At 64.1% G+C, this 21,157-nt stretch carries 15 protein-coding genes; 10 read left to right on the top strand and 5 right to left on the bottom strand.

Annotated features, from left to right (window positions below; all coding sequences use genetic code 11):
* Position 1: 1 nt before the first annotated feature.
* Genes FJZ36_08895 through FJZ36_08875 form a run of 5 tightly spaced genes read right to left on the bottom strand, consistent with a single transcriptional unit; the run spans position 2 to position 5,804 of the window.
* Positions 2-436, bottom strand: a complete 435-nt coding sequence (locus FJZ36_08895) for an SRPBCC family protein (protein ID MBM3215015.1) — start codon at positions 434-436, stop codon at positions 2-4.
* A 44-nt stretch (positions 437-480) separates the two neighbouring features.
* Positions 481-1,719: an insulinase family protein gene (locus FJZ36_08890; GenBank protein MBM3215014.1), complete on the bottom strand. Its 1,239-nt coding sequence runs from the start codon at positions 1,717-1,719 to the stop codon at positions 481-483.
* A gap of 19 nt (positions 1,720-1,738) precedes the next feature.
* Positions 1,739-2,980, bottom strand: a complete 1,242-nt coding sequence (locus FJZ36_08885) for an insulinase family protein (GenBank protein ID MBM3215013.1) — start codon at positions 2,978-2,980, stop codon at positions 1,739-1,741.
* 51 nt (positions 2,981-3,031) lie between these two features.
* The gene (ggt, locus tag FJZ36_08880; protein ID MBM3215012.1) at positions 3,032-4,645 is read right to left on the bottom strand and encodes a gamma-glutamyltransferase; all 1,614 of its coding nucleotides are present in this window, start codon (positions 4,643-4,645) and stop codon (positions 3,032-3,034) included.
* Positions 4,646-4,670: 25 nt separating this feature from the next.
* A complete protein-coding gene (locus FJZ36_08875; GenBank protein ID MBM3215011.1) occupies positions 4,671-5,804 on the bottom strand; it encodes a Gfo/Idh/MocA family oxidoreductase in 1,134 nt (377 codons plus the stop codon).
* Positions 5,805-5,846: 42 nt separating this feature from the next.
* Here FJZ36_08875 and FJZ36_08870 point away from each other — a divergent pair, with 42 nt between their 5' ends.
* The 10 genes from FJZ36_08870 to FJZ36_08825 form a co-directional block, all read left to right on the top strand.
* A complete protein-coding gene (locus FJZ36_08870) occupies positions 5,847-6,557 on the top strand; it encodes a class I SAM-dependent methyltransferase (GenBank protein ID MBM3215010.1) in 711 nt (236 codons plus the stop codon).
* Positions 6,497-8,722 carry a glycosyltransferase gene (locus tag FJZ36_08865; protein MBM3215009.1) on the top strand — a complete coding sequence of 742 codons (2,226 nt, stop codon included), beginning with the start codon at positions 6,497-6,499 and terminating at the stop codon, positions 8,720-8,722. The genes FJZ36_08870 and FJZ36_08865 overlap by 61 nt, the downstream gene beginning before the upstream one ends.
* The gene (locus tag FJZ36_08860) at positions 8,583-10,784 is read left to right on the top strand and encodes a glycosyltransferase (GenBank protein ID MBM3215008.1); all 2,202 of its coding nucleotides are present in this window, start codon (positions 8,583-8,585) and stop codon (positions 10,782-10,784) included. The genes FJZ36_08865 and FJZ36_08860 overlap by 140 nt, the downstream gene beginning before the upstream one ends.
* Positions 10,781-12,559, top strand: coding sequence for a glycosyltransferase family 1 protein (locus FJZ36_08855; protein ID MBM3215007.1), 1,779 nt, complete (start codon positions 10,781-10,783; stop codon positions 12,557-12,559). Before FJZ36_08860 ends, FJZ36_08855 begins: the two co-directional genes overlap by 4 nt.
* A 121-nt stretch (positions 12,560-12,680) precedes the next feature.
* Positions 12,681-15,512: a GAF domain-containing protein gene (locus FJZ36_08850; GenBank protein MBM3215006.1), complete on the top strand. Its 2,832-nt coding sequence runs from the start codon at positions 12,681-12,683 to the stop codon at positions 15,510-15,512.
* Between the two features lie 19 nt (positions 15,513-15,531).
* Positions 15,532-15,903, top strand: coding sequence for a response regulator (locus FJZ36_08845; GenBank protein ID MBM3215005.1), 372 nt, complete (start codon positions 15,532-15,534; stop codon positions 15,901-15,903).
* A 20-nt stretch (positions 15,904-15,923) separates the two neighbouring features.
* Positions 15,924-17,150 (top strand): glucose-1-phosphate adenylyltransferase, encoded by a 1,227-nt coding sequence (gene glgC / locus FJZ36_08840; GenBank protein MBM3215004.1) that lies wholly within the window; start codon positions 15,924-15,926, stop codon positions 17,148-17,150.
* Complete coding sequence (glmM, locus tag FJZ36_08835; GenBank protein ID MBM3215003.1) at positions 17,144-18,592, top strand: phosphoglucosamine mutase; 1,449 nt, start codon at positions 17,144-17,146, stop codon at positions 18,590-18,592. Before glgC ends, glmM begins: the two co-directional genes overlap by 7 nt.
* Positions 18,589-19,833, top strand: coding sequence for a YvcK family protein (locus tag FJZ36_08830; GenBank protein ID MBM3215002.1), 1,245 nt, complete (start codon positions 18,589-18,591; stop codon positions 19,831-19,833). The genes glmM and FJZ36_08830 overlap by 4 nt, the downstream gene beginning before the upstream one ends.
* The coding region (locus tag FJZ36_08825) for a hypothetical protein (protein MBM3215001.1) at positions 19,830-21,157 on the top strand (1,328 nt) is incomplete at its 3' end. The genes FJZ36_08830 and FJZ36_08825, both read left to right, overlap by 4 nt.

Raw genomic sequence — 21,157 nt, 5'->3', positions numbered from 1 at the left:
GCTACGCTCCGAGCCTCTCCTTGGCAGCGGCGAGACCCGACGCGAAGATGCCCTGAACCTGCGTCTCGACGGTCGCAGCGTCGATTGTCGCGTCAAACTGTGCGGTCCAATGGGCGATGGCTCCCTTGCCCATGTCGTCTTCGAGGACCCGCAGCACGGCGACGTAGTTTTCGACGGGCATCACGCCGCCGGTGATGCTGTACGCGTAGCACCGCGCAGCTTCATCCAGCGCGACGAGGCGTTCGATCACGACGCCACCGTCCGGCAGGTGCAGCCGACGCATCGCGCCGTTGTTCTCCTGGTAGAAGTCGAGCTTCTGGATCGCAGGATGCCACCGGTCGATCGTGCCGAAACCGCCGATCTCAGCCCAAACTTCGTCGGCAGTCGCCTTGAACGCCTGAGTCACCACGACCTTCGCCACAGCGTTCCTCCTCATGATCGCTGATGGGTGGAACCTGAGCCGCCAGCGGTCCGCAGCGATCAACGAACCTGCGTGACGTCCTCGAACGGCCCGAGCGCCAGCAGCGTGCGAGTCGTCAGAGGGTGCTCATCGAGGAACGCAGATATCTCGTCACGGTTGACGGACAGCACGCGATCCACGGTCGCGTCGACGCCAACATACTCGCGCCGGTACTGCCACGCCAGACCCACGGGAGCCAGTCTGCCATCCGGCGCTTCGGACCGAATCACCATCGAGGCAGCCATCTTGCGCTTCGCGCGTTCGATCTCGTCGGGATCGAGCCCGCGAGCAGTCGCTTCGTCGAGCACTCTCGACACCGTGGCAACGGCTTTCCCGGCGTTCTCTGGCGCACACGAGACATAGCCGACGAACTCGCCGATGCCGTCCTCCTCGTCGTGGGACAGGCTCGCCGTGTCCGCCAATCCCGTATCGACGAGCTCCCAGTAGAGCCGCGAGCCCACATCGTCGCCAATGGCAGTTGCCAGGACGTTTGCCGCGTATCGCAGCGGGTCTTGCGCGGACACGCCGGGCATCATCCAGACCAGATGAGCCTTCTTCAGCTTCGCGTCGCGGACGGTGCGGGTCGACTCATTCGGTTCCCATCGTGGCGCATCGCGTGCCGCGTCGAAGGGCTTCCATATCGAGGTTGCGTCCTCGGTGTACCGACATAAACCGGCCCAGTCGAAGTTCCCGACGAACGCCAGCACCATGTTGCCGGGGGAGTACCGCTCCGCGAAGTAGCGGAGCATCTCGTCGCGTTCGAGGCTCGTGATCGTGCCTCTGGTTCCCAGCACGAGATGTCCCAGCGGATGGTTCCCGAAGTATTGCTCGCGGGCAGCGTCGAAGGCGACCCATGTCGGTCGATCCTGGTACATCGCGATCTCTTCCAGGATCACATTCTTCTCTACGTCGAAATCGTCGACGCGGAGACTCGGGCGCATCATGTCGGTGAGCAAGTCGAGGAGCCGGTACTGATGCTCGGGGAGCACTCGTCCGTAGTAGACCGTGTTCTCCGGTGTGGTGAACGCGTTGTATTCCGCGCCCATCTCGTCGAATTCGCGATTGACGTCCTCGGCGCTTCTTCGGTCGGTTCCCTTGAACATCATGTGCTCGAGGAAGTGGCTGACGCCCATGATGCGGGGGTTCTCGTCGCGCGCGCCGGTCCTCACGAAATAGCCCACCGCCATGGACTGCGCCTGCGGGTTGCGTTCGCCGACGATTGTCAATCCGTTCGCGAGCTCGGTGTGAAGGAACTCCATCGCCAAGAGCGCTCCGATTCTACTGAGGCGGTTCGAGCTGCCGGGGTCCGAGGGTCACGATGGTGAAGTCCGACGGCGCGTGGTCCGCAAGAAAGTCCCGAATGGATTCACGGCTCACAGCTTCGACGCCGGCGCGGATCTCGCCAAGGGACCGAGGCCTGCCCAGCAGGTGCATGTCGCCGGCGATAGCTCGCGCTCGTGCCGTCGTCGATTCGCCGTGCATGATGAGGTCCGAGAGCAAGCCGGTCCTCGCCCGTTCCAGCTCTTCGTCGGTCACGCCGTCCTTGATTCGGCGCAACTGATCGATCAGCACGTCGAGCGTCTCCTGCGACCGCTCCGGAGTCGTGCCGGCGTAGCCGACGACATAGCCGGCTCCGCGAACGGCGCTGCCCGATGCGCTGACGGCGTAGGCGAGGCCGCGTTTCTCGCGCACCTCCGTGAACAATCGAGCGCCCATCCCGCCCGAAAGCACCGCCGTCGCCATCGCGGCGTGGTAGGCAGATGGATGCGACATCGCCACAGACCGGTAGACGACCCCGATGTGCTCCTGAGCCGAGTCCTGCTCAACGTGGACGTAGTGGGCTCCCTCGCGCGACTCGGGCTCCGGCTGGGCAACCGAGGGTCCCGACCAGTCGCCGAACAACTCGCCCACGGATTCGCGGACGGCATTCCATTCGAGCCGTCCCGCTGCGCCGATGATCGCCCCGTCTGGCTGGAACCGTCGCGCGTGATCCTTGCCGACATGCTCGATGTGGAGCGCCGTGAGCCCGCTTTCGGTCCCGCTCGGGTTGCGGCCGTACTCGTTCAGGAAGTAGGTGCGGCGCAGGTGCACGGACATCTTCCGCGCTGGGCTGTCTTCGATGGCGGCGAGCTCCTGAAGCGCCACCGCGACCACCGCCTCCAGTTCGTCATCGGGCAGTCGAGGCCGCCGAACGATGTCCGAATGCAGCTCCAAGGCTGCTGGTAGATCGTCTGCCAGCAGCGCCCCGCCGAAGACGCACGTGTCGATGCTCGAACCGAACGACCGCTGGAGCCCCAAGCCGTCAAGCGACTCGGAGAGCTCTCGCGAGTCGCGGCTTCCTGCCCCTCGGTAACACATCTCCGACAGCACGCGCGAGATTCCGGCGAGCTCCTCGGGTTCCGTCGTGGATCCGGCGGGAACGACGATCTGGAAGGCGGCGGCACGGACGTCGGGGCGTTCCTCGACGACCAGCCGCAATCCGTTGGGATAGACGTGAACACGCGCGTCCGTTCGACTCAATGCGATCCCTCCACCGTGCCGCCCGCAACATCGATCCGGGCAAGTGGGGCGTCAGTACCCGATGGCGCATCCGTCGCGACGCGGGTCGGACCCCCCGTGCAGCGTCCCGTACTCCAGATGGCGCAGGATCGCCTGACCGCCTCCATAGAACCCGTCAGAGCTCGCGACATGGTGGAGCCGGCGAGCCATCTCAGCGACCACATCCGGGTCCGTCCCTTGCTCGAGCGAGACACTTGCGCCGACCCCATTGTATCGCCAACGAGGCGCATCGAGCGCATCTTGCAGGTTCATCCCGAAGTCGACCACGTTGCACACGAACTGCACATGCCCCTGCGCCTGCATGTCGCCGCCCATGACGCCGAAGGCGATCAGCGGTTCGCCGTCGAGTACCAGCATACCGGGAATGATCGTGTGCCGTGTGCGCTTGTGCGGCGCGATGGCGTTCGCGTGAGACGGGTCGAGCGAGAAGCTGGAGCCCCGGTTCTGCAACATGATGCCCGTAACGCTGACCGTGTGCCCGCAGCCCCATCCGGCGTAGAGGCTGTTGATGAACGAGACGAAGTTGCCCTCGCCATCGACGGCGCACAGGTACACGGTGTCGCCGCCCGTCGGCACGCCGGCGGACGGGTTCGCCAGCGCCCGGTCCATCGCGATGCGGGAGCGCTGGTGCTTCGCGTAGTCGGCGGACAGCAAGCCCTGCACCGGCACGTCGACGAACTCCGGGTCGGTCACGTATCGGTTTCGGTCTTGGAACGCCAGCTTCATCGCCTCTATCTGGAGGTGCGTCGTGTCCGCGCTGCCGCTGCCCATCCTGGGCAGATCGTCCTGCGCGAGGATGTTGAGCGCCTCCAGCGCCGCGATGCCCTGACCGTTCGGCGGGATCTCGAGGACGTCGTATCCACGGTACGTGACGCGGATGGGATCGACCCACGTCGCCGTGTGGTCGCGGAAGTCGTCTGCTGAGAAGAGCCCTCCGTTTTCCTCGCTGTAAGCCACGATCTTCTCGGCAATCGGTCCCCGGTAGAACGCTTCCCCGCCTCCCTCGGCGATGAGACGAAGCGTCGCCGCCAGTCTGGGGTTCTTGAACACCTGTCCCGGTCGGGGAGCTCGACCGTCTGGCAAGAGCCATGTCCGCGCGCTGTCAGGTCGCGACGCCAAAAGCCGTTCGCTCCCGATCCACGACTGCCCGATCTGCTGGGTTACCGCGAACCCGTTCTCCGCCGCCTCGATGGCGGGTTGGAGAACTTCCGATAGCGGGAGACGCCCGTAGCGGCTTACGCTCTCGACCCATCCGCTGACCGTGCCAGGCACGGTCGCCGCGAGCAGGCTGTTGCCCGGTATCGCAGACTGACCGGCGGTTCGCACGCGTCGCTGCATCTCTTCGAGCGTCGCGGCGTAGGGAGCCCTGCCGCTCGCATTGAGCCCGTACGTTCGAGAGTCCTTCGCCATATGAATGATGGCGAACGCGTCGCCCCCGATACCCGTGGACATCGGTTCCACGACGTTCAGCATGGCGGCCGTCGCGACCGCCGCATCGACCGCGTTCCCTCCGCGTCGGAGGATATCGACGCCCGCAAGCGCGGCAACGGGCTGACTCGTCGCGACCATCCCTCGCCGCGCGAGAATCGGCGAACGCGAAGGACCGAACCGATTGACCCTGTCCATCGCGAGCTCAAGCACTTTCACCCTCCTAGAAGTCCGACGTGACGTCCATATGGCGCGATTGCCGGGACGACGCGTATGCCTGCTCGATCACATCGACGACGTGAGCGGCGTGGCGCGCCGAAGCGATCGGTTCCCGGCCGTCGCGTATCGACTCGACGAAATCGAGGATGTCCATGTAGACATGCTGCTCGATCAGCTCGCCGTGCGGCGGAGCTGCCAGCAGCTGAGGCGACTCGGAGCCAGGTTCGAAGCCGCCCTTAGAGTATGACAGCGTCCGAACCTGAGAGCCCTGCCAACGCACTTCGGAGGGCCACCCGGATTCCATGTGGATCGCCGTCGCTTCGAGGCTCCCCGATATGCCGTAGACGCCGATGGCTCCCCAGTCCAGCACCGCGCCGCCTGCGCTGCGACAACCCCATAGCATGCCAAGGGCTCCCGACCGGAATTCGACGGTCAGCAGCGCATCGTCCACCTCGCTGACGTCGAACGACGTGCCGTGGCGGAACCGAGTGGCGACCGGCGTCTTCATCATCGCCGACACGCGCGACACGGGTCCGAGTATGCCGGTAAGCGCGTGGAACGAGTAGACCGATGTGTTCCACAAAGCGCCGCCGCCGTAGCGGTACTGCCACGAGGTATCGATGCCATCGGGACCGACGGTTTCCATGGCATTCGAGGTCGTGGTCCCGGCGTACGCCCACCGAACGGGCCCAATGCCTCCTGTCCGCACGATGTCCGCCATCCGACGGTAGGCGGGCGACAGCATCTGCCCTGGCGCGGCGGCGAGGACTTGCCGACGACTCTCCGCCTCCTCGATCAGGCGCATCGCGTCGGCATGCGTGAGAGCCATCGCCTTCTGCACGTAGACATGCGCCCCGGCGCGCAACGCCGCCGCCGCGTGCTCCGCATGGAGCTGCACGGGTGTCAGAACCAGAACGACATCGAGTCGCTCCGCCCGAAGCATGTCGTCCAGCCGTTCGTAGGACCGCGGGATACCGTGCTGCGCAGCAAGAGACGCTGCCCTGCCCGACGCGGCATCGCACAGAGCGACTGTGTCCGCGAGCTGTCGGAAGTCGTCACAAAGCAGGTGCGCCAGCACCGCCTTCTGGAGAAGGTGCCCGCAACCGACGACCCCAAGACGTATCGCGCCGTTGACCATCGGTCTGCCTCAGGTTGCGTCACGAGCGAATGCCGGCTCCCAATGTCAGGTCCTGCGCCTGGCTTCTCACCGGCAACGATCCAGCGTATCATACATGGGATGAACGACAGAGACTATCCGTATGCCGCCAACGCACAGCTCCGCGCCCTCGTCGACCGAGTGGTGGAACACAACATCGCGTCCGTGTTCGCGCCACCGGGCGATTCGGATCGACATCTGCTGTCGCTCTTCACGCTGGCGCTTGCGTCGCGCGCCAAGACGTACGTCGAGCTCGGCGTCCGACGAGGAACGACAACGACGCCCATCCTAGCGGCTGCGGCTCTGAACGGCGGTCGCCTCGTCTCCGTCGATATTCAGCCGACGTCGTTTGTCGCGCCGCCAGAGTTGGCGGGACATTGGGAGTTCGTGCAGAGCGATGCGGTCGAGTTCCTCGAAGGCTGGGACCGCGGGAAGATGGACTTCGTCTATCTGGACGACTGGCACGCGTACCGCCACGTGAAGAAGGAGCTCGAGTTGCTCGACCCGCATGTGGGTCCTTCGAGCGTCATCCTGGTTCACGACCTGATGTATGGCGGAACCGAGCCCTTCTATCACTGTGACCTAACATTGAGAACCGGTCAGTGGGCAGAGGGAGGGCCCTACCGAGCCGTTGCCGAGCTGGACCCGAACTTCTGGGAGTGGGCAACGCTGCCGTGGAACAACGGTCTGACGTTGCTGCGCAAGAAATACAGCTCTCGATACCACAGCCGATGACCCATCCGACCGCGAACCCGTCCGTCACGATCAACTACGTCTACATGCACGTCTCGCCCCCGTCCGGGCTCGCCCTTCAAAGGGATGGCGTCCGACTGATCTGGTCTGCCGTACCGATGGACGGCTGCGACATGTACGTCTATCAAGACGCGTTCAACTACATGGGGCCCCGACCCGCGCCCCAAGTCCTGATGGTGCACGAGCCCGTCTCCGTATTGCCGGGACAGTACTCCCACGAGGTGTGGCGTCACTTCGACGGCTTCCTCACGACGATGGATTTCCTGATCGAGCGAAGCCCGAGGTTCAGGAAGTTCCACCACCACACGTACCAGTGGGGGAGCCCGCCAGAGTCCATCCCGACGGCGGACGAGCTAGTCGAACGATACCCGCACGGATCGCGCCGCCACGCCGTGTGCATGGTGCTGGGCAATAAGAAGTCGAGGGTGCCCTACGAGCTCTACTCGATGCGCGGCGAGATCGCGCGATGGTTCCACGAGAACTCGAAGGTTCCGTTCGACGCCTACGGCACGCCGCCACACGACCTGCCCAACTACCACGGCATGTTGGGACAAGACGAGAAGCTGAGCACGATCGCGCAGTACCGGTTCAACATCTGCTTCGAGAACATCTACCATCCGGTCTGGGCGCGCGGTTACGTCTCCGACCGCATCGCGCACAGCTTCGAATCGCGCACAGTACCCATCTACCACGGTTGCCCCAACGTGGCGGACTACATCCCACCGGAATGCTTCATCGACTTCGGCAAGTTCTCGGGGTTCGGGGAGCTCAGCGGTTTCCTGGAAGCGATGACGGACGACGAATACGACAGCTACGTATCGGCGATCGATACATGGCTTCGCGGCGGGGGTCTGCACACGTACTCGTGCCTTCAGCTTTACGACGCGATCCTACGGCTGTACGGCGAGCTAGTCGGCAAATCGTTCGACGAGCTCGTGCGTGCCGATTCGTCGTGGGAGCCGGCAGTGCTGCCCGAGGGCGTCCCGACGGTCTCAACGATTGTCAATCCTGTCGTCCACTGGTCGTGGGTCTACTTACGGGATCGCCCGGTCGAGGAGGCAGAAGCCGCCCTGGCGGAACTTGAGCGGCGTCCCTCGGTTGTCGGGACGTCTTGGCAGCCGGAGACGACGACACCATCGCGAGCGCGTCTGCCCGACGTTCGCGTGTCCCGTCTGCTCTTTGCAGGTCCGCGGTTCGTTGCCGGCGACCCGCAGCGCGGGCTCGACTACGCCTACGCCAACCAATTCAGCGCCTGGCGATCCTACGAGGGCATTGAAGTCCTTCACTTCGACGCGCCGGAGACCGCCCGGGTGCTGGGCGTAGGAGGCATGTCTGCCGAACTGCGCCGAGCCGTCGAAGACTTCGAACCCGACGTGCTCTTCGTCGTGCCGGTCGCAGCACCGCTGGATGCGCTGCACGACGTGGTCGGCGACATCACTCGACACACGAACACTCGGACTCTCGCGTGGATGTCCGATGACCCATATGCCGTCAACGACTACTCCGCGAAGTGGGCTCGGTGTGTCGATTGCCTGGTGACGACGTCGGCAGCGGGATTGGAGCGCTACCGAGAGCTCGGGCTCGACGCCAACGTGGTGTTGAGCCAGTGGGCGTGCCATCCGCCCTCGTATGCGCCAGCGTCGTCCGACCTCTCTATCGACTGCAGTCTGGTCGCGCCGCACACCCATCCGCGCGAGCGGATCGTCGCGTACTTGCGCGAACAAGGCATCGAAGTGACGACTTTCGGTCCCGGATGGGAGGGCAGCGAAGACACCCCATTCGGAGAGCGATTGCGCGTGCTGGGCACGACGCGAGTGAACCTCGCGATGGGCGGGATTCGAGACGTCCTGGAGATAGCGGCTGTTGGCGGATTCGTCTACACGGTGCCCTGCGAGGGATTGCAGGAATGCTTCCATATCGACGGTCCTGGGAAGCGGCGACTGGCTGAGGTCGCTGTCATGGACGACTCGGAGCTCGCAGGGCGAGCCAAGTACTACCTTCATCACGATGTCGAGCGGCAGGCGATCTCGCGCCGCTGCTACGAGCGGACAATGCGCGAGCATACGTGGTTCCGCCGGTACTCGGACATCTTCGGGCGGATCGGGTGGCAGCTTCCACCAGAGCCCGTGGTCGCGATCCGGGCGTGAGACGTTCGTCGCGCAAGGGAATCGCATGAACAGCGCGGATCGACGCGATCGAGTCCTCGTCTTGCACTCGTACCCGCCGGTACCGTGCCTGTACACGTTCGAGAAGGGCTTGCGCGAGCTCGGGCACGACGTGGTCTCCGTCGGGCCCGAAGGACCGTACGGCGATCCGCCCCAGTTCGGGTTGCTGGAGCCCGGGTGCGTCTACCGTCCGGCGGAACCCGATGCGCGGCTGGACGACATCTTCGACGACATCGGCGGGGCTCCCGACTGGGTGTTCTACCTGCGTCCCGCAGCCGCATTCCTGCCACGAGGGCTACTCGACTGCCCGGTTCCGACCGTTGGATGGCTCGAGGACGACTTCAAGTTCGCAGACCTCGACCACTCCATGGCTCGCTACTTCGACCTCGCGCCGACCGCCTACTGGGAGATCGAGCGCGCCTTCGCCGAGCACGGCATCGACAACCGCGTGTGCTTCAACTATTTCACCGCGAGCTGGCTCTCGCCGGATCAGACTTTCGACGACCGACACATCGACGTCGCGTTCATAGGCCATCTGGACCCGCACGTATCGCGCGCCAGGAGCCTGGAACTGGAGAAACTGAGGCGGCTTGCGCGACATGGCGTCCGCGTGTTCGTCCACACTGGCCTGTTCCTGCAGCACATGGCGCGTACCTACGCGCAGTCCAAGATCGTCTTCCAGCACTCCGGGCAAGGGGAGCCCAATCTCACGTACCGCGTCGGAGAGGCAATGTCTGCCGGGGCGCTCGTCCTATGCCGGAGGCCCGTCCGCGTCGGCGGACTCGAGAGACCCCTCGTCGACCGAGAGCACATCGTCTACTACGACGACTTCTCCGACGCCGAGGAGCTCATCCGGTACTACGTGGCACATGACAACGAACGCGAGCGTATCGCCAACAACGGCAGGCGGTACGTGACCGAGGAATACCCGTGGGTGGACCGGATCGCGCAGTTCGTCCGCGATCACGTCCATACGATCCCGCCCAATTACCTCGAACGACGCCGAGAGCGCGCTGATCGCCTGGGGATCGACGCGCGGCGCGAGCGACTCGATTATGCGCGGTACTACCTGATGGGCGCAGGCGCAGGGGCAGTGGCGCGCCGCACCATCGAGGAGATTCCATCTTGGGAGCAGGACGCCGAGGCGCGTGGTGACCACGCGGTGGCATCGCTCTTCGCTGGCGATGCCCAGCAGTTCGCGGTCGATATCGCGGCGGTGCTGTCGCAAGACCCCGACAACGTGCGGACTGCATACAACTACGCGGTGTTTGTCTTCCAACAGCGGTCGGCGCTGGGCGCGGAACAGGCGACTTCCGTGCTCCAGCGTACGATCGACCTGGCGCGATCTGTGGAACCGAAGATCGCCGATGGCGCTCTCACGGACGGCATCTACATGCCGTTGGAGATACGGCGGCTCCGGCTGGAGATCGCCCAGGCGTACCTCGACTACCCCGTCGGCGAAGCCAGGGCTCGACGTGTGTTCGCGCTCTACCTGTACCAGTTGTATAAGTGCCTCGGCATCGTACACTACGAGCTCGGCAATCGACGCGACGCCATCACGGCGCTGTCGAAGGCGCTCGCGGTCGTCCCGGACGACGGATATTCGATGCTCTACCTGGGGCGGGCATATGCCAAGTCCGCTCGCGTCGCCGACGCGATCCGCCACTACCAGCGCGCGGTCGCGTTGGAGCCGTTCTTCACAGAGGCGCAGCTCGAGCTGGCTCGTCTGCTCGTCGACGACAAGCGGGGCGAAGAGGCGGTCTCCTTCATCGATGACGTCTTGCTGAGCCATCTGGAGCCCGACGCCTTCCGGGCCCAGTTGCACATCCTCCTGGGACAGGCGCACGTGCTGAGTGCCGACCGTGTTGCCGCCCGTCGGGCATTCGCTCGCGGGCTCGAAGAGCTCAGGTCTCGGACCGTCGACACGGGAGTCATCCGCATTCCCCGACCGGATGCGGCAATCTCAGCGGAGCACGTGCAGCGGCTCCAGCGCGTCTTCGAGTCCGCGCTGGATCAGCTCAGGTCCCGTGGAAACGCGAGGTGACCATGCGCATCGCTTTCACAGGAGCCAACTACTGCGGCCAGTACTTCCCCGTGCCGCCGCCCCATGAAGCCATCTGGCTGCCGTTCGCCCCGACCGTCAGCGCCATGTTCGCAGCAGCGGGCAAGACCCCTGACTGGGCTGATGTCTTCGTCGCCGTGCTGCCGGAGACGGCTCCCGTCCCAGTCGATCTCGAGAGCTGTCCCTGCCCAACCGTGGCGATCTGTGTCGACTGGCAGCAGTGGGCGGATGTGCTGCTTGCACACGCGCCGACGTTCGATGTCTGCCTGCTCGACCAAACCGCCGTCAACGCCATCGAGGCGATCCATCCAGGCAAGGCGCGTCCGTTCTGCGCGCTGTGGAACTTCTCCCAGGTCGCCCCGCCCGAACCGGTCGCGCTAATCGCCGACCGACCCCACGATGTCGTGTTCATCGGCAACACGGTTCCGTCCGAGCAGTTCAGGGGTCGGAACACCGGGCTGTCTTGGCTGTATCGGCTGAGCGAGCGTTTCGACGTCCGGATTCTGACGAAGCTGTCCCGCGAGGACTATGTACGAGCGCTCTGCGACTCGAAGATCGTATTCAACCACGCATCCTGGCTCGTGCAAGAGGCAGTGAACGCGCGCTATTTCGAAGCCGGAGCGTGCGCCTCGCTGGTGCTGGGAGAGAACTACAACGCGGGAGCCCGCGAGTTCTTTTCCGACAATGAGGTGCTCTTCTACGACGAGGAGACGCTGGAGACTCGCATCGAGTGGGTGATTGCGAATCCGGACGAGGCTCAGGCGATGGCGGACCGCCTGCACGCGAAGACGACCGCGCCCGTCATGCCACGTCTTCTCGAGCAGTTGGCGCGGATCGTCGAGACCTCAGAGCGTCGACGGTCGAGCCGGTCGGTTCAGGACATCGTCGTCGGTCTGGTCTGCGGCTTCGGCAACTGGGGTGAAAGCGCCCGTAGGCATCCGCATGCCCTGCAGACGTTCCTCGAGATCGCCAACCGCGTGCTCGCCGAGCGTCCGTCAGACGTCAGCTTGCTGAACGCCATTGCCGTCGGGACGGCTGAGACGATGGACGAGCTTCGGCGCTTCGGGAACGCGGACCAGGCGGAGGCGCTTCGCCGGCACACGAAGCTGTCGCCGGAGCTCATCTGGCGGCAGGCCTTGCGCCTGGACCCGACATACGCAGTGCCTGCGTACAACCTATCTCGCTTCTACGCGAAGTCAGGGCAGCTCGCGCGCGCCGATGACTGCCTGTCGCAGGCGGCGGATCGGCTGTCACGATACGGGAAGGACGCCGTCAGGTACTCCAGTCCGTACTACCCCGTATGGACCGCTCGGGTGACCTGTCTCGACCGAACGTTGACGTTCTACGACAATGAGACGCCGTTCACGCGAGACGAAGATGCGCGACTGGAGCAGCGCGCGGGATTGCTTCGATGGCGCGTGGAAGAGCTTCTTGGCGACCTCGCGCGCAGAAATGGCAACCAGCAGCAGGCGGCTCGTCACTACACGGCTGCGTCGGACGCATGCCCGCACATCGCCACCGAAGCGCTGCGAAAAGCGATCGCGATTGCCCAAGAAGCGGGCGACTCGGTTGTCGAAGGCGATCTGCTAAGACATCTGATCCGCATCAATCCGCTGGACATCCCTTACCGTGCGCGGCTTGCCGAGCTTACGCACATGCCCCAAGAGCTGACGGCGCTGGAGACGGAGTTGTCCCTCCTGAGACGGGCGATCCCGAATCCGGGCGGCTTCTCCAGGTCCACTCCAGAGGAACTCTAGAACCCACCCGTTTCAGGCGCGATCACAAATGGGCTCCATGCCGTTCGGGCTGGCACTGTTGCGAAGCGCATGGTAGCCTGCCAACAGGCGCGCAGACCCGGGTCACAGGCAGGGCAGGCTGATGACGAGATCCGATGGAACGCCGGGAACCGACACGGAGCTAGCGGATTTCGTGGTGGACCGCGCGTCCCGTTCTATCCTCACCAACCTGCTGGCGGAGTCGCAGAGCTCCGGCGACGGCGGTCTCGACTGGCATCGAGCGTTCATCGCCATCCGAGATGGATTGCGGCTCTCCTTTCCAGAAGTCGAGGTACTTGCTGCCATCGCCGCGCACCGGTCTGATGAAGGTCACGGGCCCGCCCTGTATCGGGTCTTCGACACGTCGGCGGGCCCGAGGTCCGACACGGCGCATCCCGTGGAGTCTGCGATAGTCCGGTGCTCGATGCTCGACGAGACCATCGCCAGGGGTGAACCGGTCCTGGTCATGGACTTGCGTGCGGCCGTCGAGGGCGCGGACGCAAGACCCGTCGAAGAACTCCTATTGGCGCGCGATGCCTGCTCAATGATGGCAATTCCCATCGTCTACGAATCCTCAGATTCCGAGCGATCTGTTGCTGTGATCGTGATGTTCAGCTCCGATCCCGGGACCTTCACGGATGCGGATCGCAGCGCAGCACAGCATCTTGTCCCATCGCTCACGCTCGCGATTCGCATGGTTGCCCTCGGGATCGAACACGCCCAGAGGGAGTTCCACACGCGGATCATCAGCCAGGTCACGGCGGAAGCGATACGCGACGTGCCCGACGCCGGTTCGCTCTACCATCGGGTCGCTGGCTTGATCCATTCTGCCTTCGCCTACTACGACGTCGCCATCTTCGAGGTCGAGTGGGGTACGCAGGAGTTGATCCTGGCAGCCCATCGAGGCGACTACAGACCCTATCTCGACCTCGACTACCACCAGAGCGTTCACGTCGGCATCCTTGGGTATGCCTGCCGGTCTGGCAGGCCGTACCTCGCTTCGGATGTGCTGATCGATCCGCATTACTACAACGCCTTCCCGTCCGCCAACGCGATCCGCAGCGAACTCGCAATCCCCATCAAGCAGAATGACCTCGTTCTGGCGGTCTTGGAGGTGCAGAGCCAAGAGCCCGGGGCGTTCGATCGTTACGATGTGGAGTCGCTGGAGGTCCTCTGCCAGTTGCTTTCGCGCATCCGCGAGGCAGCCGAGGACTACGCCGAGATGAACCGCGTCAAGAACTTCAACTCGCAGATCCTCGACGCGGTACCGTCCTCGGTCGTCGTCCTCGACGAGACGTTCCATGTCGTCTACGCGAACGCGCAGTTCTGCGCCCTCCGGGAAACCGATCTCATCTCGATCCTGTTCCAGCCGGCAGATGCCGTGTTCCCTGCCCATGTCATGGAAGCCGGCGGACTACGCGAACTGCTCGAAAGCCTCGTCGGCGTGCAGGGGTGCGGGTTCCTCTCAGAGGTCAAGCTCCACGAGCACGTCGTGAGCCGCATCGTGGACATCCGCGTGTGCATGACGTGGGACGATCCGCCGCGCTATGTCTTAATACTGGACAACGTGACCGCGCGCGCGAACCAGGTCAAGCAACTGAAAATGCTCCAGTCCCTCGGACAGGAGCTGCAACGAACGCTCGACTTACAGTCGCTGCTGAGAGCGATCCTCACGTGCGTGACGGCAGGACCGGGCTTCGCACTCAACCGAGCTCGGATCTTCCTTCGGGACGAAAAGGACATGGTCCTGGAGGAGCGCCTGGACATCGGCACATCGGACCCCGAGGAAGCGCATCGCATCTGGGGCTCACTGGCAGAAAGACCGCTGGAGGACTATCTGCGCCATGCCCAAGAGGATGGCACGGTCTCTCAGGACGCCGTGAGGTTCACCGGTAGGAACCTGCGTATCCCGGTGTCGAAGGAGGAGCTCGACCAACTGCTGAGGGAATCGCGCCCGTTCGTCCTGATTCGCGGCGAAGAGCACCCGATGGAACTCGTTCGCTACCTGCGCAACCTGTCTGACGCTGACGAGGCGCTCATCATTCCCCTTTGTTCACGCAACGCCGTTCTCGGCATCATCCTCGCGGACAACCTCATCACGCGTGAGGCCATCAGCGATCGAACACTGGACACACTGGGTACGTTCGCTGTCCAAGCAGCGCTGGCGATCTCGAACGCTCGTGCCTATCGTCAGTTGGAGCAGGCGTTTACGGACTTGTCCATCGCTCGAGACAAGTTGTCGCAATCCGAGAAGCTGGCTATCATCGGTCAGATGGGAGCCAACGTCGCCCACGAGATCCGCAATCCGTTGGTCAGCATCGGCGGCTGGGCTCGCCGCATCGCCAAGACGACTGCCGAAGATGCGACTCGGGAGCGGATCGGCATCATCGTCCATGAGGTGGCGCGACTGGAAGCCATCCTCACCGAAGTCATGGACTTCGCCGCGCCCTTCTCGTTTTCGTTCCAGACCGTGCACCTGGAGCCGCTCGTCCGTCGAGTCGTGTCGCTCCTTGAGAACGCCGATGATCACGAGGGCACGGCTGCCATACGAATGAGCGTCGAGGCAGCGGACGGCGTTCCGGCGGTTCGTTGCGACCCGCGCCGGATCGAGCAGGTGCTGATCAACCTTGCGAAGAACGCCATGGAAGCCATGGGCGGCAGTGGCAAACTCGTCTTCGGCGTCAGCGCCGATGACGCCTACGTGTCGCTCGCCGTATCGGATACTGGTAGCGGCATTGCGCCGGAGGCGCTGGAAAAGCTCTTCGAGCCCTTCTTCACCACGAAACGCCATGGGACCGGACTCGGACTGATGATCACGCGGCGCATCATCGAGCACCACGGCGGACAGCTCGAGGCAGAGAGCGAGTCTGGACAGGGAACCACCTTCACCGTACGACTGCCACGCTTCGACGTCGTACTGGAACCCAACGAGTAACGGAGAGGGGAACCTCCCTATGGGCGCCTCGACTCTCCAACTTCTCATCGTCGAAGACGATCGCTCGATGGCACGGCTCTTGTTCGAGGAGTTCCAAGACGAGGGATACACGGTTCGCGTAGCCTACGGCGGGGATGATGCGCTACGTCAGATCCAGTCGGCGCGTCCCGATGTGGTCGTGCTGGACATCAACATGCCTGGCAAGGACGGCATCGAGACACTGAACCAGATCGCTGCGCTGGATCGGGCCCTGCCCGTGATCCTCCATACAGCCTATTCGGCATACCGAGAGAACTTCATGACGTGGTCCGCGATCGACTACGTCGTCAAGTCCAGCGACCTGTCCGCCCTGAAACAGGCTGTCGCCTCAGCCGTCGCCGGGAAGTTCTGAGAAGGGGCGAGCGAACCAACATGCCAGATGACCTTCTCGGCAAGACGATCGCGATGGTGCTCGCCGGCGGTCAAGGCGAGCGCCTCCATCCTTTGACGAAGGACCGCGCCAAACCGGCGGTTCCGTTCGGCGGTTCTTACCGCATCATCGACTTCACGTTGTCGAACTGCCTCAACTCCAGCCTGACCCAAATCTACCTGCTGACTCAATACCGGTCGGTGTCACTGCACCGCCATGTCCTGGTCGCCTGGAGCTCCTACTTCAATCCCGCATTGGGGCAGTTCATCAACTTAGTCCCGCCGCAGCAGAGGCCGACCGCAGCGTGGTACCGAGGCACCGCAGACGCCATCTACCAGAACATCTACCTGCTGGAGCAGGAGCGGCCTGAGTATGTCGTCGTCCTATCGGGCGATCACATCTACAAGATGGACTACGCGGCGATGCTGCGCGCCCATGTGGAAGCAGGGGCGTCACTGACGGTTGGGTGCATCGAAGTCCCTCGAGCCGAGGCATCTCGATTCGGTGTCATGCAGATCGATGCGAACCACCGGATCCTGAGCTTCGAGGAAAAGCCGCCGGACCCCAGCCCCATGCCAGGCAAGCCCGACATGGCGCTCGCATCGATGGGCATCTACGTCTTCAGCACTCGCGAACTGGTCCGAACGTTGATCGCCGATGCGCGGACCAGCTCGGCTCACGACTTCGGAAAGAACGTCATCCCGGCGCTGGTCGAGTCTGAGCAGATCGTCTTGGCGCATCCGTTCGTGGAACCGGGCAGCGACAGCGGAGGCTACTGGAAGGACATCGGGACACTGGACAGCTACTACGACGCCAACATGGACCTGGTTCGTCCAGAACCGCGATTCGATCTCTACGACGAGCGATGGCCCGTCCGGTTCTTTCAGCCGCCGCTCCCGCCCGCCAGGCTCTGCGATGCGCCCGGCTCCCCTGTGTCGGTCCGCAACTGCCTCTTCTCGCCAGGCAGCATCGTCAACGGCGCCCACATCGAACGGTCCATCGTGTCCGATCATGTGGTAGTGGAACCTGGAGCGGAAGTCCGCGACTCGCTGCTGCTCGAGAACGTCCGCATCGGTAGCGGCGCTCGCGTCGAACGCGCCATCATCGACAAGGATGTCCAGGTTCCCCCAGGCGACGTGATCGGCGTCGATCGCGAACGCGATCGCGCTCGGTTCCGCGTGACCGATGAGGGCATCGTCGTCATTCCCAAGGGAATGCTCCTATCGTAGGCGCTCGCCAACCGCAGAGACGCACCGTGCAAGCCAAGACAGCGTTCGACGATCTCGTGTTCGGTGTGTCCGGGTTCCGGGCAATCGTGGGTCGCTCATTCGAGCCATGGACCATCACGCGACTGGCGCTGGCGTTCGCCCAGGTCGTGCAGTACCAAGGCGGCTCTCGCGTCGTCTTGGGCCGCGACACACGACCGTCTGGTGAGATGGCGCGGCTCGCGGCGAGCTCAGCCCTCACAGCATGCGGACTGGAGGTGATCGACGTCGGCGTGGCGCCGACCCCGACCGTTCTCCACGCTTGCGCGACGTACGACGCGGATGGATGCCTGACCATCACCGCGAGCCACAACCCCGCTGAATGGAACGGCATCGAGCTGGCGCTGCGGCGCGGAAGACTTCTCTCTGCCGAAGACCGCGACCGATTGGGCGCGCTGTTCGCCGATCCGCAGCCGTCGCTGGCGCCGTGGGACGCGGTCGGACATGTCTACGCTCGCGACGATGCCGTTTCCCTTCACATCGACCGGATCCTGGCGATGGGGGAAGTCGAGGTGGCAGCCATCCGTGGGCGACGCCCCGTGGTCTCCATCGATGCGTGCAATGGCGCTGGATCCCTGATCAGCCCAAGACTGCTGCAAACGCTCGGATGCGATGTGGTTCGTATTCATTGCGAACCCACTGGACGGTTCCCAAGGAGCCCGGAACCCAGTGCCGAGAACCTCAGCGATCTTTGCGCTGCCGTCCGCGAGTCCGGCGCGGATGTCGGATTCGCCCACGACGTGGATGCCGACCGCCTCGTGGTCGTCGATGAGACCGGCAAGCCGCTCCCAGAGGAATACACCTTTGCCTTCGCCGCGGACGTCGTTCTCGGTCGTACGCGACGTCCATTGGTGACGACGGTCGTCACTGGCGGGTTGCTCGACGACGTCGCCAAGGATCACGGCGTATCGGTCGTTAGAACGGCGGTAGGCGTCGGCAATGTCGTCGATGCCATGCGCCGGCACGATGCTTCCATCGGGGGAGAGAGCACTGGGGGAGTCGTACTGCCGGGAACGCACCTCACGACCGATGGCATCGCGGCGATTGCCGTGATTCTGAGCGGGCTCGCGCGGAACGGGGCGACCGTATCCGAATGGTCTCGGCGCTGGAGACGTCACTACATGAGGCGATCGAAGATCGAGCTTGCGGATCGGAGCCTGTCGCCGCTGGTTCTGGATCGCCTGTCAAGCATGTATCCCGATGCGACGATAGAGCGTATAGACGGGGTGAGATTCCTACTGGGCGAGGAATGGGTGTCTGTACGTCCGTCCGGCACCGAGCCGGTTCTGCGCGTGTTCGCGGAGTCGCCGGACGAAGCCCGGGCTGAGTCGCTGGTGAGACAGGCTATCGAGCGCGTTGAGTCGGCGGTGGGTTCGCTGGAGCCGACGAAAGGTGATACGGAATGAAGCCGCTGCGCATCGTGTGCATCGGCGGCGGCACAGGGCTGTCGACGCTCTTACGCGGGATCAAGCAGTTCGTCGCGAGCGGCTCGATGGATTGTCAGGCGTTCGATATGGATGGCTTGACCGCCATCGTCTCCGTGTCCGACGACGGAGGCAGTTCGGGCAAACTCATCGACGAGTTCGGCGTTCTGCCGCCCGGAGACATTCGCAACTGCCTCGCCGCTCTCGCCGCCGAAGACGAGATCATGAGCCGGCTCTTCGAGCACCGCTTCGAGAGCAACGGCGCGCTTCGAGGGCACAGCGTCGGCAACCTCCTTCTCATCGCTCTGACGCACATCTTCGGCACATTTCCTCACGCGATCCAAGCGGCATCGCGGGTTCTCGCCGTACGTGGGAGAATCCTACCCGTGTCACTGGACCCGACGATGCTCTGCGCTGAGCTGGTTGACGGTACCATCGTCCGAGGCGAATCGTCGATCCCGCGCCGGTCCAATCGCTCGCCCATCCGACGTGTGTTCCTTGCCCGCAGGACTGAGAACGGACACCGAGACGGCACGCCCGAACACGAGGCGTCGGCTCCGATGGCGATCCGAGCGCTCCCCGAGGCAGCCGAGGCGATTCTGGGAGCCGAGGCGGTCGTCATCGGTCCCGGCAGCTTGTTTACCAGTATTCTCCCGAACGTGGCTGTGCCGGAAATCGCCGACGCCCTGAAGCGAACGCAAGCCGTCAAGATCTTCGTCTGCAACGTGATGGCAGAGCCGGGCGAGACGGACGGGTACTCGGTCGCAGACCATGTCCAGGCGATCCGACGGCACGCAGACTTCGACCTGGACTACGTGCTCGCAAACTCGAGGCTCGCGTCCGACGATGTGGTCAAGAGGTACCTGCGGGCGGAGCTCCTCGAGACCTACCGCCGGCTGGAGTCTCAGGCGTTGGGCGTGTGGCGACAGCTCGACAAGGACGATGAGTTCAACCGATCGTTTTCGGACCTGGTCGACAATATGCACCAGGTCGTCGACACGTTGTCCGACACGGTTGATCGAGCTCGCGTGCAAGTGCTGTTCCGCCCGGGATTCGACGACGTCTCCCCGGCAGAACTCTACGAAGAAGACCTCATCTGCGAGCAGGAGATCCGCGAGCGCAACACGACACTGCGCGTGATTCGCCACGACCCTCCGAAGCTGGCGGGAGCCATCGTTCGCCTGCTCAAGCGCCACTACAACGGGGAGCATCACCCCCATTGACGGCATCTGCCACCCCAACGGACGCGCCGTCGGCTCTTGAGGACCGGGTCACGTCCGTCCTCGGGCTCGACGTGCGCGTCGCCGCTCCTGAGCTCGCATCCGCCTTCCACGACGCCACACGCCAACTAGCTGGGCACGCTCCCGACTCGGAGATGCTGCGACGCCGGTTGTCGCCGCAATGGGTCGTGCTCGCAGCCGGCATGGGCAAGAGGATCGACCCGACAGGTCGCCTCAACAAGAACCTGGACATCTGGTTCGGTGGGGCGAACACACTCCAGCTCGCCTGCGGGCGTTTGCCCGGTGCCTATCCACCCATCCTGGTCATCAGCCCGGACATGGCAAGGCGTTTCTTGCGTCCCGATGTCTCGACCGATCAGCCGCTGACGGGCGCCATCCCGGACGACTGGATCGACGATGACGCGCGCCGTCACTATCTCGTCGAGGGCGCTCAGATCGCTGTCCAGCCTGTCCCTAACGGCACGGGAGGCGCTCTGCGCGCCGCAGCCGCCCTCCTCGAGACTCTCGACTGCGACTGGATCGGCGTCGCCTTCGGCGATGAGCCTTTCCTCGAACCGGGGCTCTACGCCCAAACGTTGGCTGCCCATATGATCGCGGGAGCCGACGCGACGCTGTGCGGCAAGAAGCCTGATGCGGTTGTCGACAAGGGCGGACTGTTCTTCGACGCGGAGGGTCGCTTTGCCGGCACCAAGGAATGGTACGACATGTCCCCCGACGAGCAGGCATGGATGCGCCAGCGCCTCGCAGAGGGAAGGGCTGTCACCAACACGGGGATCTCGATTCTGTCACGCCGCGAATCGCTGTCGAGGTTGGACCGGCTGCGACCCCACAAAGATGGAACCGAGCTGCACCATGTGGACCTCTTCCGCGTGTTCTACGACGACGGACTGAGGACACACGTCCACGTGTACGAGGGAGACATACGTTCCGGCGTGAACCGCTGGGAGAACGTCGTCGTAGGACAGTCGTATCTCCTCGACAGAGACCGGCAGGACCTGCTGCGCGCTGGCGTGCGACTGGCTCCGAACGCCTGGGTGACGTTTGACGGCAGCGCTGCCGAGTACCTCGCCGAAGGTCGGATCGGCGTCGGGTGCTACCTGTCGGGCTGCGTGCATCTGGGTCGGGCGACGCGGGTCGGCAGCTACGTCACCCTTGAGGACACGACCCTCGAAGGAATCGTCGACATCGGCACTCGCGCCCGGCTGGCGGGAGTCGAAGCGCACAACGTGACCGTCCACGGAGCCGACGATCCGACTCCGCTGGGATCGCCCGTACGGCTCCTGTCGGCTCTCACCGAGATCGTCGG

This window comes from Candidatus Poribacteria bacterium (genome assembly GCA_016866785.1).
Lineage (GTDB): Bacteria > Poribacteria > WGA-4E.
Note: the sequence above shows the minus strand (reverse complement) of the source record. Positions and strands in the feature narration are given on the sequence as shown.